General features: G+C 60.6%; 18 protein-coding genes. All 18 read right to left on the reverse strand.

The annotated features are described in order from the left end of the window. Positions 1 to 14 precede the first annotated feature (14 nt). Positions 15 to 1,352: a peptide ABC transporter substrate-binding protein gene (locus HMPREF2526_RS10520; protein ID WP_246819890.1), complete on the reverse strand. Its 1,338-nt coding sequence runs from the start codon at positions 1,350 to 1,352 to the stop codon at positions 15 to 17. Positions 1,353 to 1,555: 203 nt separating this feature from the next. Then, the gene (locus HMPREF2526_RS10525; RefSeq protein ID WP_070547237.1) at positions 1,556 to 2,494 is read right to left on the reverse strand and encodes a tetratricopeptide repeat protein; all 939 of its coding nucleotides are present in this window, start codon (positions 2,492 to 2,494) and stop codon (positions 1,556 to 1,558) included. Further along, positions 2,491 to 2,799, reverse strand: a complete 309-nt coding sequence (locus HMPREF2526_RS10530; protein ID WP_049155059.1) for a thiamine-binding protein — start codon at positions 2,797 to 2,799, stop codon at positions 2,491 to 2,493. The genes HMPREF2526_RS10525 and HMPREF2526_RS10530 overlap by 4 nt, the downstream gene beginning before the upstream one ends. 10 nt (positions 2,800 to 2,809) lie before the next feature. Continuing rightward, positions 2,810 to 3,094 (reverse strand): hypothetical protein, encoded by a 285-nt coding sequence (locus HMPREF2526_RS13680; RefSeq protein WP_080975079.1) that lies wholly within the window; start codon positions 3,092 to 3,094, stop codon positions 2,810 to 2,812. Continuing rightward, positions 3,094 to 3,786 (reverse strand): endonuclease NucS, encoded by a 693-nt coding sequence (nucS, locus tag HMPREF2526_RS10540; protein WP_070547239.1) that lies wholly within the window; start codon positions 3,784 to 3,786, stop codon positions 3,094 to 3,096. The genes HMPREF2526_RS13680 and nucS overlap by 1 nt, the downstream gene beginning before the upstream one ends. A gap of 23 nt (positions 3,787 to 3,809) precedes the next feature. After that, a complete protein-coding gene (locus HMPREF2526_RS10545) occupies positions 3,810 to 4,295 on the reverse strand; it encodes a DUF2550 domain-containing protein (RefSeq protein ID WP_070547240.1) in 486 nt (161 codons plus the stop codon). 174 nt (positions 4,296 to 4,469) lie between these two features. Beyond that, the gene (locus HMPREF2526_RS10550) at positions 4,470 to 4,838 is read right to left on the reverse strand and encodes a F0F1 ATP synthase subunit epsilon (RefSeq protein ID WP_049155064.1); all 369 of its coding nucleotides are present in this window, start codon (positions 4,836 to 4,838) and stop codon (positions 4,470 to 4,472) included. A 10-nt stretch (positions 4,839 to 4,848) separates the two neighbouring features. After that, positions 4,849 to 6,297 carry a F0F1 ATP synthase subunit beta gene (atpD, locus tag HMPREF2526_RS10555; RefSeq protein ID WP_070528745.1) on the reverse strand — a complete coding sequence of 483 codons (1,449 nt, stop codon included), beginning with the start codon at positions 6,295 to 6,297 and terminating at the stop codon, positions 4,849 to 4,851. A 3-nt stretch (positions 6,298 to 6,300) separates the two neighbouring features. Beyond that, entirely contained in the window at positions 6,301 to 7,284 is a 984-nt protein-coding gene (locus HMPREF2526_RS10560; protein ID WP_010187068.1) for a F0F1 ATP synthase subunit gamma, read from the reverse strand. A gap of 56 nt (positions 7,285 to 7,340) precedes the next feature. Next, the gene (gene atpA / locus HMPREF2526_RS10565; protein ID WP_070528750.1) at positions 7,341 to 8,981 is read right to left on the reverse strand and encodes a F0F1 ATP synthase subunit alpha; all 1,641 of its coding nucleotides are present in this window, start codon (positions 8,979 to 8,981) and stop codon (positions 7,341 to 7,343) included. A 60-nt stretch (positions 8,982 to 9,041) separates the two neighbouring features. Then, entirely contained in the window at positions 9,042 to 9,857 is an 816-nt protein-coding gene (locus tag HMPREF2526_RS10570) for a F0F1 ATP synthase subunit delta (protein ID WP_010187070.1), read from the reverse strand. 6 nt (positions 9,858 to 9,863) lie between these two features. Continuing rightward, entirely contained in the window at positions 9,864 to 10,436 is a 573-nt protein-coding gene (locus tag HMPREF2526_RS10575) for a F0F1 ATP synthase subunit B (RefSeq protein ID WP_070547241.1), read from the reverse strand. 45 nt (positions 10,437 to 10,481) lie between these two features. After that, complete coding sequence (locus HMPREF2526_RS10580; RefSeq protein WP_010187073.1) at positions 10,482 to 10,724, reverse strand: ATP synthase F0 subunit C; 243 nt, start codon at positions 10,722 to 10,724, stop codon at positions 10,482 to 10,484. A 98-nt stretch (positions 10,725 to 10,822) separates the two neighbouring features. Continuing rightward, complete coding sequence (atpB, locus tag HMPREF2526_RS10585) at positions 10,823 to 11,635, reverse strand: F0F1 ATP synthase subunit A (protein WP_049155068.1); 813 nt, start codon at positions 11,633 to 11,635, stop codon at positions 10,823 to 10,825. Positions 11,636 to 12,081: 446 nt separating this feature from the next. After that, entirely contained in the window at positions 12,082 to 12,516 is a 435-nt protein-coding gene (locus tag HMPREF2526_RS10590; protein ID WP_049155069.1) for a Cg1360 family ATP-synthase-associated protein, read from the reverse strand. Between the two features lie 16 nt (positions 12,517 to 12,532). Then, positions 12,533 to 13,708 (reverse strand): MraY family glycosyltransferase, encoded by a 1,176-nt coding sequence (locus tag HMPREF2526_RS10595; protein ID WP_049155071.1) that lies wholly within the window; start codon positions 13,706 to 13,708, stop codon positions 12,533 to 12,535. Positions 13,709 to 13,718: 10 nt separating this feature from the next. After that, on the reverse strand, positions 13,719 to 14,396 hold the full coding sequence (locus tag HMPREF2526_RS10600; RefSeq protein WP_049155072.1) for an L-threonylcarbamoyladenylate synthase: 678 nt from the start codon (positions 14,394 to 14,396) through the stop codon (positions 13,719 to 13,721). 54 nt (positions 14,397 to 14,450) lie between these two features. Then, positions 14,451 to 15,347, reverse strand: coding sequence for a peptide chain release factor N(5)-glutamine methyltransferase (gene prmC, locus HMPREF2526_RS10605; RefSeq protein WP_070547242.1), 897 nt, complete (start codon positions 15,345 to 15,347; stop codon positions 14,451 to 14,453). Positions 15,348 to 15,359 lie beyond the last annotated feature (12 nt).

The raw sequence follows: 15,359 nt of genomic DNA on the forward strand, positions 1-15,359 counted from the left end.
CCCCGCTACGCACTCTAAAACCGGAAGAGCCAGTTTGGCCCAAGGAAATTACCCATGGAGGGATAGTCGGCGAACCACGCCGTGCGGTAGGCACCGTCCATACGCTCGCTGCGGTAGGCATCGCGGAAGGACTTGAAGTCCGGGTAGGGGTTCCCCACGGCTTGAATTCCCAGCGCGTTGCTGATGTTGTTGGCTACGGCATCGGCCCAATCTTTGTTGTCGCCATCGGTGTTGTAGTTAATGGGGAACGAGCCTTCAAAAGCACCGTACTTCTTATCGGCCTCCGCCCAGAGCTTCTTCGCCTCCTCCGGGTTATAGTCCAGGTTCTCCGAACCGGGCAGGCTGTCGTTGTAGCCGTTCAGGACCGGTGAGGTGAACTCGCGGGCCGGTGTGCGGGTGCCGTGGAAGATGGTCTCCGCGATTTCCTCGCGGTTGATAGCCATCGAGATTGCCTTGCGGCGCAGCGCGCCTTCTTCCCCACTGAAATGTGGCGTCTCCATGTGGATGGACATCTCCAGGTAAGTAGCAGCCGGCTTGGTTTCCTGGCGACCGGCCAGGTCCTGCTCATAGCTTCCGAAGGCAGAGGACGGAATGGCTTCGAGGACATCGAGGTTATTCGCCAACAGGTCCATGTACGCGGCGTTGGAGTCAGCGTAGAAGGCGAACTCAATGCCGTCGTTTTGTGCAGCACGGTCGCCCTTGTATTCCGGGTTGGGCTCGATGATCAGGTTCTGGTTGTGGGTCCATTCTTTGATCTTGTACGGGCCATTCGATACCGGGGTCTCGCCGAAAGACTTCGGGTCCTCAAGTGCGGCTGCAGGAACCGGGAAGTAAGCGTTGTAGCCCAAACGGCTTGGGAAATCGCTCTCCGGCTGCGTCAGCTCAATGGTGAAGGTGCGCTCATCAATGACCTTGAGGCCCTCCATCTCCTTGACGCCTTCCCCGTATCCCTTGATGGAGGAGAAAAAGCTCTCGTTGAGCTGCTCATTGGCCACCGCGTAGTTCCACGTATCGACAAAGGTATCTGCAGTTACGGCAGAACCATCGGAGAACTCCAGGTCCGGCTTGAGCGTGACCTTGTAGGTCTTCTCCCCTTCCTTGTCGATGGACTCCGCCATCTCGTTGTGCACGTTGCCCTCGGCGTCGTAGTACACCAACCCGGAATACAGCATGTCGACGATGCGTCCGCCGCCGTTCTCATTCGTCATCGCGGGGATGAGCCCCTGCTGCGGCTCAGTGCCTAGAACGCGAACATAGTTGGAGCCACCAGCGCTATCGGAGCTATCGCTTCCGCAGGCGGCGAGGGTAAAAGCAAGAGAGGTGGCGCCGATGACGCCGAGGAGCTTGCGCATGAGAGTCCTCCTGAAAGAGCTAAAAACAAAGTGTGCGTTATGACACCAAAATGAATTTAGCATGAGGCACCTCACACACTAGCGTCGACACAAAAAGACCCTCAGGAGAGGACTCAATCAGTCAATCCTGAGGGTTGAGTGTGAGGTGCAACAAGCGCCCGTGAAGGCTGCAGCTGCTCGTGGGACTCCACAAGGAAGGGAAATTAATACAATGCACTAGCCAGCTTCGTGCGCGCGGCCAGCACGCGCGGGTCACCAGAATCAAAGAGCCCGAAGAGCTCCAACAGACGGGTCTTGAGCTGTTCCTTATCGTCTCCAGCGGTGCGCTTCATTGCCTCGATGAGGCGCTCGAAGGCGCGGTCGGGAGCACCGGCGACAACCTCTGCGTCGGCGGCATCGAGCTGCTTGGACACGTCCTCCGGAGCGGCATCGGCGGCCGCGATGGGATCCTCGCTGCGGTTGGCCGGGTCCAGGCGCTTGAGCAGCAGCGTGGTATCGCGGGCCTGCTTGATTTCCACGTTGTCTGGCTCGGCAGCCAGGATCTCCTCGTAGGTGGCAATAGCGGAATCGAAATCACCGCGGTTGAGAGCTTCTTCCGCCAGGCTGAGGCGTGGATCCGCTACTTCCTCTGCGGGGCCCTCCCCAGCCTCCTCTTGCTCGGGCAGGCCCTTGAGCTGAGGGCCGAGCTTGTCGACGATCGCCGCTACCCACTGCTCTAGGTTCTCTCGCGGCTGCCCGCCCTCAAAATTGGTGACCGGCTGGCCGGCAGCGATGGCGACGGTGGTCGGCAGATTCTGCACGCCGAAGACCTGCGCCACCTGGGGCACGACATCAGCGTTGATATAGCCGACGATGAACTTCAGCCCACCGGCGGCCGCCATTTCCTCGAAGTCCTTCTTGAGCTGCTCAGAGGCAGGCGAGCGCGGCGAGCCAATCAGGGCGATAACCGGCACCTCCGCAGAGCGGCGCACCAAGTCATTCTCGAAGTTCTGCTCGGTGACCTCGAAGAAGGGCGCGATCCCTCCGCCGCCGGAACTAGCAGTTCCGGCATTTGTGGCTTGCGACTGGGCTTGCGCCCGTGCCTCCGCCTGTTGCTTGATCGCACCCAGGTCGAGGGCTCCTCCTACGTACGGTCCGGTCACTTATTCTCCTCCAGGTAACGGTTAACGGAATCTACTTTTTGGGTGATTTGCCCGGTCACGCCTTCGCGGATATCGGCCTTAATCACCAGGCTCGTGCGCGGCGACACGGCGCGTACGGCATCGGTGGCCTCCTTAATGACCGCGAAGACCTCGTCCCATTCACCCTCAATGATGGTGAACATGGAATTGGTCTCATTGGGCAAGCCCGAAGCACGGACAACACGCACTGCTTCGGCCACGGCCTCGGACATTTCAGCGCTTTCATCGCCCACGACAGTGGGCGCTACGGAAAAGGCAACAATCATGCCCGCCATCCTACCGCCGGTCCCAGCAGTGCCGGTGCCAGTGTCGACGGTCCTCACCGCGCCCACCGGTATCCCGTGGCCAGGCCACGATGTGCGCCACCCCGGGAGGGATGTTTTGGTTGCATCCTGGGCAGACGTAATACTTCTGGGCGGCAGCGCTGCCGACGTGCCGCATGATGAAGGGCTCGCCATTGGTCCAGCTCGGCCCCGCCACCGTCTGCGAGCCCAGGAAAGCGCTGCCATCGCGCGGCAGCGAGCGCGGTTCCTCGCGGATTCTGCGGTTGCGGCGTGGCACTAGAACAACCGCAGCTCGTTGGATTCGATGCCGCGCAGCTCCTGATAGTCCAGGACCACACAGCGAATGCCGCGGTCCTCCGCCAGTGTCCTGGCTTGGGGCTTGATTTCCTGCGCGGCGAAGACGCCATGCACGGGTGCTAGCAAATCATCGCGGTTAAGCAGCTCGAGGTAACGCGTGAGCTGCTCAACGCCATCGATGCCCCCGCGGCGTTTGACCTCCACGGCGACGAACTCGTTCTCAGCGTTCTTCGCCATAATGTCCACCGGGCCAATAGCCGTGGGGTACTCGCGGCGCACCAGAGAGTACTTCTCCCCCAACGTTTCGATGTGCTCGGCCAGCAGCTCCTGCAGGTGAGCCTCCACACCGTCCTTGACCAAGCCCGGATCTTCACCTAGCTCCATGTCGATGTCCTGGTGGATCTCAGCAATGGTGATGCGCAGCTGCTCACCCTTGGGGTTCTCCACCAGCCACAGCTTTTCCCCGGTGTCTTCGCCATCGATATCCTCAATCGCTGACTCCTCAAAGGTGCACGGCGGCGTCATCCAGTTCAAGGGCTTGTAGGCGCGATCATCCGCGTGGATGGACACCGAACCATCGGCCTTAATGAGGATGAGCCGATCCGCCATCGGAAGGTGGGCGTCGAGGCGGCCGACGTAGTCTACGGAGCATTGGGCGATGACAAGACGCATGCCCTCTACCCTATCGTTGAGCGCTACTTCTTAGGTAAACGGGTAGCCCGTTGGCGCATCTGGTGATAGTCCAGCTTTTCTTGGCGCTTCGACGGAGCCGACTCCACCCACGCGTTCAGGGCCATAATGCCCTGCGCATCGGAGGCAATCTCGTAGTCCCGCCCATCGATGCGAATCTGGATAATTTGGTGATCCGAGGGCATAAAAGAAGCCTCGTCATCGTCCATCGGGCGAGTCTTACCCAATTCGATGTCGAGGCGATTAAAGCGCTTGTTGGCGCGAGGCATGACGGAGCGAAGCTTAAAGTAATTCATATACTCGCCGTCATAGCGCACGAGACCATGACGCCAAGAATGAGAGTCCTTCGACGGTAGTTGGCGCAAAAGGATGCTCGTGCCGCGGGAGCGCACAGTGAAAAAGCGCACCGCCGCCAGGATGAGGAAAACCAGAAGGAACAGTGCACACAGACCTAAAAGAATTGTTAGCCCCTGAAGCACCTGAGAATTCATGGGTTGATTGTACCGCCGTTGGAGTAGGCAACGCTAGTCATTGCTCAGAGTTACTCGTCTCGGGGGCGGAGAAGACGAAGGAACCCCACCCCCTCTTAGCGAGGTTGTGGGGTTCCTAAGTGAGAGTGGGAAGGGCGGTCATTGCTGCCCGTCGGTTCCCTCTCCGCTCATCCGTTAGCTGTTGAAGCGGCGTACGGCGCGCAGTGCAGCTTCGCCGCGAGACCTTGTCAACTCACGCTCAGACTTCAGGTCTTCCTGTGCCTGGGCTTCATCGACCTCGCGGGCCCAAATGGCCCAATCGGCGAGGACGGTGATCTTGTTCTCGGACACGGAGAGGAAGCCACCCTGGACAGCGGCGACGCGACGGTCGCCGTCGACTGGGTGGATGGTCACAACACCATTGTCGATCAACTGACCGACCATGGGCTCATGACCAGGAAGCACGCCGATCTCACCCTCGGTGGTCTCAGCCGTCACCATGGTGGCCTTGCCGGTCCACAGCAGGCGCTCGACGGAAACCAATTCGGCGGTGATGTCAGCCATGTGCCTCTCCCTACTTCTTCTCAGTCAGCTTCTTGTACGCAGCCTCGACGTCGTCCAAGCCACCCAGGCCGTTGAAGGCCTGCTCCGGGTAGTGGTCGAATTCGCCGTTGCAGATGCGCTCGAAAGCATCGATGGTATCGGCCAGCGGCACGTAGGAGCCCGGCAGGCCGGTGAACTTCTCTGCGACGAAGAAGTTCTGGCCCAGGAAGCGCTCGATACGGCGAGCACGCTGAACGGTAATCTTGTCTTCCTCAGACAGCTCATCCATACCAAGGATGGCGATGATGTCCTGAAGCTCCTTGTTCTTCTGCAGAATACCGATGACGCGCTGTGCAACCTCGTAGTGGCGCTCGCCCACGATGGACGGCTCCAGAATACGAGAGGTAGAGGTCAGCGGGTTCACTGCCGGGTAAATACCCTTCGAAGCAATACCACGGTCCAACTCGGTGGTGGCATCGAGGTGGGCGAAGGTGGTCGCCGGAGCCGGGTCGGTGTAGTCATCGGCCGGCACGTAGACGGCCTGCAGGGAGGTAATGGACTTACCCTTGGTGGAGGTAATACGCTCCTGCAGCACACCCATCTCATCAGCCAGAGTCGGCTGGTAACCCACGGCGGAAGGCATGCGGCCCAGCAGGGTCGACACCTCAGAACCGGCCTGGGTGAAACGGAAGATGTTGTCGATGAACAGCAGCACGTCCTGGTTCTGCACATCGCGGAAGTACTCCGCCATGGTCAGGCCGGACAGAGCCACGCGCATACGGACTCCTGGCGGCTCATCCATCTGGCCGAAGACAAGCGCGGTGTCCTGGAGAACGCCCATCTCTTCCATCTCGAGGAAGAGGTCGGTGCCCTCACGGGTGCGCTCGCCGACGCCGGCGAAGACGGAGGTACCGGAGAACTCGCGTGCGATACGAGTAATCATCTCCTGGATAAGAACGGTCTTACCCACACCTGCACCACCGAAGAGGCCGATCTTGCCGCCCTTCACGTACGGGGTTAGCAGGTCGATGACCTTAATACCGGTCTCCAGAATCTCGGTCTTACCCTCCAGCTGGTCGAATGCCGGCGGCTCGCGGTGGATGCCCCACTGCTCACCGTCGCGGCCCAGACCCGGCTGGTCAAGGCAGTCACCGAGGGCGTTGAAGACGTGGCCCTTGACCACATCGCCCACCGGGACGGAAATCGGCTTGCCGGTGTCGGTCACGGCGGCACCGCGGACGAGGCCGTCGGTCGGAGCCATGGACACGGCACGGACGAGGTTGTCACCGAGGTGCTGAGCGACCTCAAGGGTGACGGTCTTTGCAACAGCCTCGAGGGAAACCTCGACGGTCAGTGCGTTGTACAGTGCCGGCAGCCCGCCACGCGGAAACTCCACGTCGACGACCGGACCGATGACACGCACCACACGGCCGGCGGTAGCCGACGACTGTGTGTTCTGCTCTTGCAGAGCTGTAGTCATAATCTAGTCACTTTCTGCGCTTTCGGCGAGCGCCCCAGCGCCACCGACGATCTCTGTGATTTCTTGGGTAATCTGCGCCTGACGGGCCTGGTTGGCCACGCGCGAGAGGTCCTTGACCAGCTCGGTAGCGTTATCAGTTGCAGACTTCATTGCGGTGCGGCGTGCGGCGGACTCGGAGGCCGAGGACTCCAAGAACATCGCAAACAAGAGGCGGGACACGTACTGCGGAAGCAGCGCTTCCATCAGGGTGTCCGCATCCGGCTCGAAGTCGTAATCAGGAGTGATCTGATTATTCGGCTCGGCGTCGGAAAGCGCGGACTCACCCATGTTGTAGTCCTCTTCCTCAATAACCGGTACCACCGGCAGCAGCTGCTGCACACGCGCGGTCTGGGTCAGCATGGACTCGAACTCGGTGTACACAACGTGGACCTGGTCGAAACCGCGAACGGTCTCGCCCTCCACGTTAATGCCCTCGCGGGTCTTGGCCTGGCCATTCGAACCGGCGACGAAGCCGTCGATAATGTGGCGGCGCACATCGTGCGTCTTTTCCCAGGTCGGATCCTGCGAGAATCCAGTCCAGCTGCCTGCGACCTCGGCCTCACGGAACTTGTAGAAGCCAACGCCCTTGTTGCCGGTCACGTAGCGGACGGTCTCGAAACCCTCGCTCTTAAGCAGGGCTTCCAGCTCGGCCGCCTTCTTGAAGATGTTGTTGTTGTAGCCACCGCACATACCGCGGTCAGAAGAGACCACGAGAATGGCGGCAACCTTAGCATCTTCGCGTTCCCGGAGCATCGGGTGATCCAGGGACGTGTGCGCCGCCAGCTTGTTAAGCACGTTGGACAGTTCACGTGCATAAGGCTGCGCCGCTTCTACCCTGGCCTGAGCCTTGGTAATGCGCGAGGTAGCAATGAGCTCCTGTGCCTTGGTGATCTTCTTGGTGGAATTGACGGACCGGATACGGTCACGCAGTTCACGAAGATTAGCCATGGTGTTCGCTCCTCCCTTCTCTTTCTAGACGGTTAATTCTTAGAGCGTGCGAAACTCTATTTGGCCGTCTTGCGGGAGACGTTGAGCTCGGTCTTATTCACATCATCCGCGGCGAGCGGGTCAACCGGCGCCTCGGTGCCGAGGTTGTTGCCCTCGGTCGTGCGGAAGGACGGAATGAAGTCCTTAGCTGCTGCAACAAGTGCATCCTTGGACTCGTCGGTCAGAGCGGTACCGCCCTGGATCTGCTCGAACACCTGCGGGGTTGCAGAGTTGAGGTGATCGTGCAGCTCCTTCTCGAAGCGGCGTACGTCCTCGACGGGAACGACGTCGAAGATGCCCTGGTCTGCGAGGAAGATGGACACCATCTGGTACTCGACAGGCTGCGGGGAGGACTCGGACTGCTTGAGCAGCTCGACGAGGCGCTCACCGCGCTCCAGCTGAGCCTTGGAAGCCGGATCCAGGTCGGATGCGAAGGCCGCGAAGGCCTGCAAGTCACGGTAGGCAGCCAGCTCGAGACGGAGGTTACCGGCAACCTTCTTCATACCCTTGGTCTGTGCGGCACCACCAACACGGGAGACGGACACACCGACGTTAATTGCCGGACGGACGCCCTGGTTGAACAGGTCGGACTCCAGGAAGACCTGGCCGTCGGTAATAGAAATAACGTTGGTCGGAATGAAGGCGGAGACGTCGTTCGCCTTGGTCTCAATGATCGGCAGTGCGGTCATGGAACCTGCACCCATGTCGTCAGAGAGCTTTGCAGCACGCTCCAGCAGACGGGAGTGGAGGTAGAAGACGTCGCCCGGGTAAGCCTCGCGGCCCGGCGGACGGCGCAGCAGAAGGGAAATCGCACGGTAGGCCTCAGCCTGCTTGGTCAGATCATCGTAAATGATCAGGACGTGGTTGCCCTGGTACATCCAGTGCTGACCCAGAGCTGCACCGGAGAACGGTGCCAGCCACTTGAAGCCGGCGGCGTCGGATGCCGGAGCAGCCACGATGGTGGTGTACTCCAGAGCGCCGTGCTGCTCCAGGGTGTGGCGCACACCAGCAATGGTGGAGCCCTTCTGGCCGATGGCGACGTAGATGCAGCGGACCTGCTTGTTCTTGTCGCCAGACTCCCAGTTAGCCTTCTGGTTCAGGATGGTGTCGATACAGACGGCGGTCTTACCCGTCTTACGGTCACCAATGATCAGCTGACGCTGACCACGACCAATCGGGGTCATCGCGTCAATAGCCTTGATGCCGGTCTGCATCGGCTCTTCCACCGGCTGACGCTGCAGCACGGACGGTGCCTGCAGCTCGAGGACGCGGTCCTCTTCAGCGGTGATCGGGCCCATGCCGTCAATCGGCTGGCCCAGGGGGTTGATAACGCGGCCGAGGAATTCCTCGCCCACAGGGATGGAGAGAACCTCGCCGGTCCTCTTGACCTCGTCGCCTTCTTTAAGCGACTCGAAGTTGCCCAAGACCACGACACCGATGGAGTTGGTGTCAAGGTTCTGTGCGACGCCAATTACGCCGCCGGGGAACTCGAGCAGCTCATTCGCCATGACGGACGGCAGGCCCGAAACCTGCGCAATACCGTCAGCTGCCGAAATGACCACGCCGACCTCCTCACGGGAGGCCTCCGCGGAGTAGCTCGAGGTGTAGTTCGCAATCGCGCTACGGATCTCGTCGGAGGAGATCGTCAGCTCCGCCATGTTCTTCCTGCTCTCGGTAGTATCTTCCAGCAATTACTTAATCGTTTCTGTCGTTTCGGCTTATGCCATCTGCGCGCGAAGGCGGGCAATCTTGCCTGCCGTCGAACCATCGATGACTTCGTCGCCGACGCGGATGGTCATACCACCGAGGAGGCTGGTGTCAACCTCAGAGTGGATGGACATCGCACGACCATAAATTTTGCCCAGCTTTTCAGCGAGTGCTGCCCGCTGGCTATCGTTCAGCTCACCCGCCGAGGTCACGCGCGCGATGGTACGGCCCTGCAGCTTGGCTGCAGTGTCCGCCAATCCGGCGAGATCATCAATCGGGTTCTGCTCCGGGCGGCCAATGGCCTGCAGCGCAAGCGCTTCAGTGACCATCGTGACCTTGCCGTAGAGCACGCTTGCCAGCAGCCCAACCTTGCGGTCGGACGTCGCAGTACGGTCTGAAAGCAGCTGGGTCAGTTCGCCTTCGCGGTCAAGCACGCGCGACAGGGAGAAGAGTTCGTCTTCCACCTGGCCCAGCTTGCCCTCAAACTCAGCGCCACGCAGCAGTGCGCGACGGCCAAGGATGATAAGGCCGCGGGCGATATCACGCGGGGTCGACCACTGTGCGGCGGCTGCCTCCTGGAGCACCTGCAGTGCTACCGGGGAAACCTTGCCGCCGAAAAGGGTCTGGACCAGGGACTTGCGCTCCTCGGAGGTGGAGGCGTCGTCGGTCAGCGCGACGCGCAGCTCGCGGTCGCCGTCGAGAACGCGGACCACCTCAAAGAGGTCCTGGCCTGCCTGGGTAGCAGTCGCCACCGAGCGGTCACCGGAGAGGAACTCATCCAGCTTGGACTCAACGGTAGCGAGTGCTTCGCGGCTAGCTGCCTTCATCGTTGCCTACTTTCCGGCCGGTGCCACAGTGTCGAGCTCGGACAGGAAGTTATCAATGGTGGAGGACTGCTTGGTGGCGTCCGAAAGTTCGCCGCCGAGCAGCTTCTCTGCCAGGTTGATGGAGTTCTGTCCGATGTCGGAACGCAGCTCAGACACGACCTGTGCGCGGGAAGCTTCAAGCTGCTTCTCGCCAGCGGTCAGAATGCGACGAGACTCTTCTTCTGCAGCTTCCTTAGCCTCTGCCTCGATCAGCTTGCCGCGCTCGCGCGCCTGCTCACGAATCTCCGCAGCCTCTGCTCGCGCGTCAGCGAGCTGAGCATTGTACTTTTCCAGAGCGGCCTTTGCTTCGGCCTGCTGAGCCTCCGCACGCTTAAGGCCACCTTCGATCCGGTCTTCACGCTCCTGCAGCATCTTGTTGTATGCCGGAAGAACGAGCTTCCAGAACACAATCAGGATGATGGTGAACGGAATGAGAGACCAGACCAAGTCGTACATCTTGGGCAGAAGGATAGAGTTGCCCGACTCGAGGGGCAGGGTTTCACTTCCTTCTGCTGCAAGGTAGTAAATGACGTTGTTCATGGGGCTCCGTTCTTAAAGTTCGATTTACTTTGTGTAAAGCGCTCTTTAGAACAGGAAGCCTGCAACGAGGCCAATCAGGGCGAGGGCCTCAACGAAGGCGATACCCAGGAACATGGTGGTACGCAGCTGGCCAGCCATCTCCGGCTGACGTGCCATGCCCTCGACGGTCTTGCCGACGAGGATACCGATGCCCAGACCCGGGCCGATGGTTGCGATGCCGTAGCCGATGGCGCCGAGGCCCTTGAGGGTGGACTCGTCAGCAGCCTGAGCAAGAATGATTTCGTTCATGATGAAAGTCGTTCCCTTTCAAAGTTTTCCCACGGATTCTTCCGCGGGGGATGTGGTGGTTTTGGGGTATTTAGTTAACCGCGAGGTTCGCGTTGTTGTTAGTGCGAATCTGCATGCAGCGACAGTTCGATGTATACCGCCGTCAGCAGGGCGAAAATGTATGCCTGCAGGAAGATGACGATAATTTCGTACAGCGTGAACAGAACCGCTGCGACCAGAGTGAGGCCACTCAGTGCAGTCCAACCGTTGAACTGGAAGAAGAAGAAGTTCGTTGCCGAGTACAACAGGACCAAAATGAGGTGGCCAGCCAGGAAGTTCGCCATCAGACGAAGTGCCAGCGTGACTGGGCGCATGACAAACGTAGAGAAAGCCTCAATCGGTACGACAAGCACGTGCAGCAACGGCGGCAGGTTAGGAATAACCACCGAGGACTTGATGAACTTGCCGAAGCCAAAGCGCTTGGCGCCGGCGTAAATCATGGCGATGTACGCGACGACAGCCAGCACGATTGGCATACCAATACGAGCGTTCGGAGAGATGTTTAGAGCTGGAACAATAGTTGCTACGTTCCAGAACAAAACACCGAAGAAGATCGTGGCCAAGATCGGAAGGAATCGACGTCCTTCCTTGCGGCCCAAGATGTCTTCTGCGATGTGAATTCGTACGAAGTCAATCGCATGCTCCGCTACGTTTTGCAATCCTTTAGGAACCAGCTTCGGGTTCCTGAAGGCGACAACAAAAAGGAGCACCAGGATGGCCGCCATGAACAGACGAACCAGCATGATGCGATCCAAAGCGAACCAACCGTTGGCGAAATCGGCGAAAAGAAGATCGACGACTTCACCATCATCGGTTACGTGCCCCGGGAAAAATTCTGGATCCAGTTCGGGTGCGTGAAACTCACCCTTCATGGCCAATGTCGTAACGCTCAGCGTTCTCTCCCGTGTTCGGGCCACACAGCTTGTCGAAGGCTATGTGGTGCGATGGACGTCTCAAGCTCTTTGCCCTGTCTACGGACTCCGTCGCACATCAGCGTAAACAGGGCAAGGATAAACCGTACTTTTTCGGGATAGCATGACGCTAACCCGCGGTAACCCGAAGAGAATGCTATCAGTTCGCCCTCAAGTTTTCGCACGTGGGGGCCCCGTTGCGGCCCTAAAGGCACAGCCTAGTGCCAGTGGGCCCTATAAAACGCCCACATTCTGCCGAAACCCCGCCAAGTGTATTTGGTCACACACCCGCGTTTTCCCACCTTGACGGGGGTAACGGGGGCTGTCGCCGTGGCCACTTAACTACACAAAAGCCACCCTCCCGGGGTCACCGGAAGCAGTGGCTCACTCTAAAAGGTCGAGACTGGCTAAGACACGTAGGTCACGTTGGATGTAATCACACCCCAGACCTCAGTGCCGAGTGTTACCGCCAGCGCCAGCAGCACGGTGACGAAAAGCGCCATCGTGTCGTAGAACTCAAGATCCTTAATCAGCAACAGCACCATAATCAGGATGACCACCTTGAGCAGCCAGCCGCCGAGCACCACCGCCATCGTTGTCGACGGCGTGGTGCGCGCGGTAAGAAGAACTGAGGCCGCGGTAAAGAGCACGAAGCCACCGCCAATGGCCGCGCCGACGAGTACGCCCCAGATCCCAGGCAACCCGCGGACACCGCCCCAGATAGCCAGGGACGCGATGGTCACGACGACAAGGCCGATGGCTCCGAGGCGGAGCGCACGCTTGAGGGGGCGCCGATGATCGTCGTACGGCGAAAGCTCTTCGGAGGTCGTTGAATCAGTCACAGCCCCATACCCTACCTCAGGAGGGATCCGTTTCCAGCACCACGCTGGTGGGACGCGGCTGGCGCCCAAGCTTGCCCTGGCGCAGCGGAATTAGGGTCACGCCAAAGGCAACGACGAGCGCGACAAGCGCTAGTACGACGGCCACGGGCGCGGGGACGATGGAAAAAGAGACCGCCCCGAAGGCCACCGCAGAGACCCATAGGTACAGCACCAACACGGTGCGGCGGTGTGTATGTCCCAGCGAGAGCAGCCGGTGGTGGATGTGGGCCTTGTCCGCGGCGAAGGGCGAGCGCCCCTGGGATACGCGCCGGATCACGGCCCAGACAAGGTCCAGGACTGGAATAAAGACGGCGGCTACCACGACGATGACGGGCGACATCAGCGCCACGATGTCCACGGTTCCATAGAGCGACATGTTGATCTTGCCCGACGCGGAGGTGGATGCAGCCGCCAGCAGCAAGCCAATGAGCATCGCCCCGCTGTCCCCCATGAAGATGCGGGAGGGTTCAAAATTATGCGGGAGGAACCCGGCGCACACGCCCACCAGCGCCGCCGCGATAATCGCCGGCGGATAGGCGGAGACCGCCCCACCCTGGTCGTGCAGCACGGTCAGCGAGAAAACCAGGATGGCACCACCTGCAATCATGCCCAGCCCGGCAGCCAGCCCATCGAGCCCGTCCACGAAGTTGATGGCGTTGATGAGCAGGACCGTAAAGAACGTAGTCAAGAGTGTTCCCTGGACCTGGTCGAGGATGACCGTGGTTCCATCACCAAAGGGCAAGAAGAGAAGAGTCCACGTCAGACCGAGACCGCTCATGATGGCCGCCGCCACCAATTGCCCGATCAGCTTGACCAGAGCACTCAGTTCCAGCAGGTCATCCACCACGCCGACGATGACAATGGCCGCGGCTGACCACAGCACAGCGTTCATCTCCGGCGTGACCGGCATAAACCCGCGAGTCAAGGCTGGAAGCTGGCCCGCGAGATAGACAGCAGCCGCAAACCCCGTAAACATGGCAACGCCACCCAACTGCGGGGTGGGTTGCGAGTGACTATCACGCAGACGAATCTCCGCCACCTGGCCGCTGCGCACCAAGACGCTGCGCACCAGTCCGGTGGTGATGTAGGTAAACGCCGCCGCGACGAAAATGATCAACGCCAGTTCGCGCAGCGGCACTCCGGTTCCAGCCACTGATGTCTCCTTAAGAGGATTGGCTACCCGGCCGGGTGCGCAAGGACTTTGCAGACACTCCGATGACCTCGCCAATCTGCTCGGCGCTCAGCGCGCCTTCGCGCAAGAGGTAGGGGCGCGGACCGGACAAGTCGATGATGGTAGACGGCTTGCCCACCTCGGCTTCTCCCCCATCCAGGTAGACCGTGACGGCCTTGCCCAGCTGCTGCTTGGCGGCAATCGCGGTGGTCGGCGGGGTTTGTCCGGAAATGTTCGCGGAGGAGACCGCCATGGGGCCGACCTCGCGGAGGAGTTCAATGGCAATGGGGTGCAACGGCATGCGCAGCATCACCGTGCCGCGGGTATCTCCCAAGTTCCAAGGCAGCGAAGGCGCTTGCGGCACCACGATGGACAGCCCACCCGGCCAGAAGGCCTCGATGAGGGTCTGCGCGGTGTCATCCAACGAAGCGACAAGCCCCTTGACGGTGTCCCAGGAGCCGACGAGCACCGGCACCGGCATGTCCGGGCCGCGGTGCTTGGTGGCCAAAAGGCTGGCCACGGCATCGTTATCGAAAGCATCGCAGCCCAGCCCGTAGAGCGTGTCGGTGGGCATCACGACGAGTCGGCCTGACTTGGCTGCTTTGACGGCAAGTGCCATGCCTTCCTCGCGCTCAGCAGCGTCCGCACAGTTATAAATCTGTCCCTGCATTGGTCTCTCCTTTAATCCCGTTCCTATCGGCTTGTCGACCAATCTTCGACCAATCTACTGTACTCTCCGCTTCGCTGTGACAAATCGTGCGGTGCCAGTGAGGTCCTTGAGCACCTCGATATCGCTGAAGCCGCCGTGCGCGCGCAGGGCTTCCTGCACTTGTTGGGAGGTCTCGTCGTCGTGCTCAATGCCCACCCGCCCGCCGGGGCGCAGCAGCGCGGCGATGGTCGGGATCATCGCGGTGATGGTCTCCATGCCGTCTGCTCCCCCAAACACCGCATCGTGCGGATCCTGGTAGACCTCTGGGTCCAGGTCCGGGGTCTCCGGAACGTAGGGTGGGTTGGTGAGCACGAGGTCAACGGTGTCGTGCAGCTCCGACAAGAGCTGGGCGTCGGTGACGTCGCCCTGCACCACGTTCACAGAACCCGCCCGGCCGCGCGCAGCGGTTGCGGCATTGCGCCGGGTGTAGGCCAGGGCGGCGTCGGCAAGCTCCACTGCCCACACCTGGGCCTGCGGCACATAGTGGGCGACGTACAGCGCCAGCGCCCCGGATCCGGCGCACAGATCCACGACGCGGGGAGATTGCGGGTCAAGTTTCGTCATCTTCCCCGAGTTAAATCTCTGAAGAGATTTAACTCCCCAGTCGGCGAGCACCTCCGTCTCCGGGCGCGGGATGAACACGCCGGGGCCCACCTCGAGTTCGAGGGCGCCGAACCACGCCACGCCCAGGATGTGCTGGAGGGGCTCGCGCGCTTCACGACGCCCCACCAACGCCCCATATGCCACGTCAAAGCCGGGCATCGGAGCCTCGTTAAGCGGGATGTCCATGTGGCCGCAGTGGATGAGGTGGGCAGCCAGCAGGCGCGCGTCCCACTCGGATGAAGGTACCCCGGCAGCGCGAAGGCGCTCCGTGGCATCACGAAGCGCCTCCCGATAGGTGTGAAAAGTCACCGAATTAAACCG

It is taken from the genome of Corynebacterium sp. HMSC070E08 (assembly GCF_001808895.1).
Lineage (GTDB): Bacteria > Actinomycetota > Actinomycetes > Mycobacteriales > Mycobacteriaceae > Corynebacterium > Corynebacterium hiratae.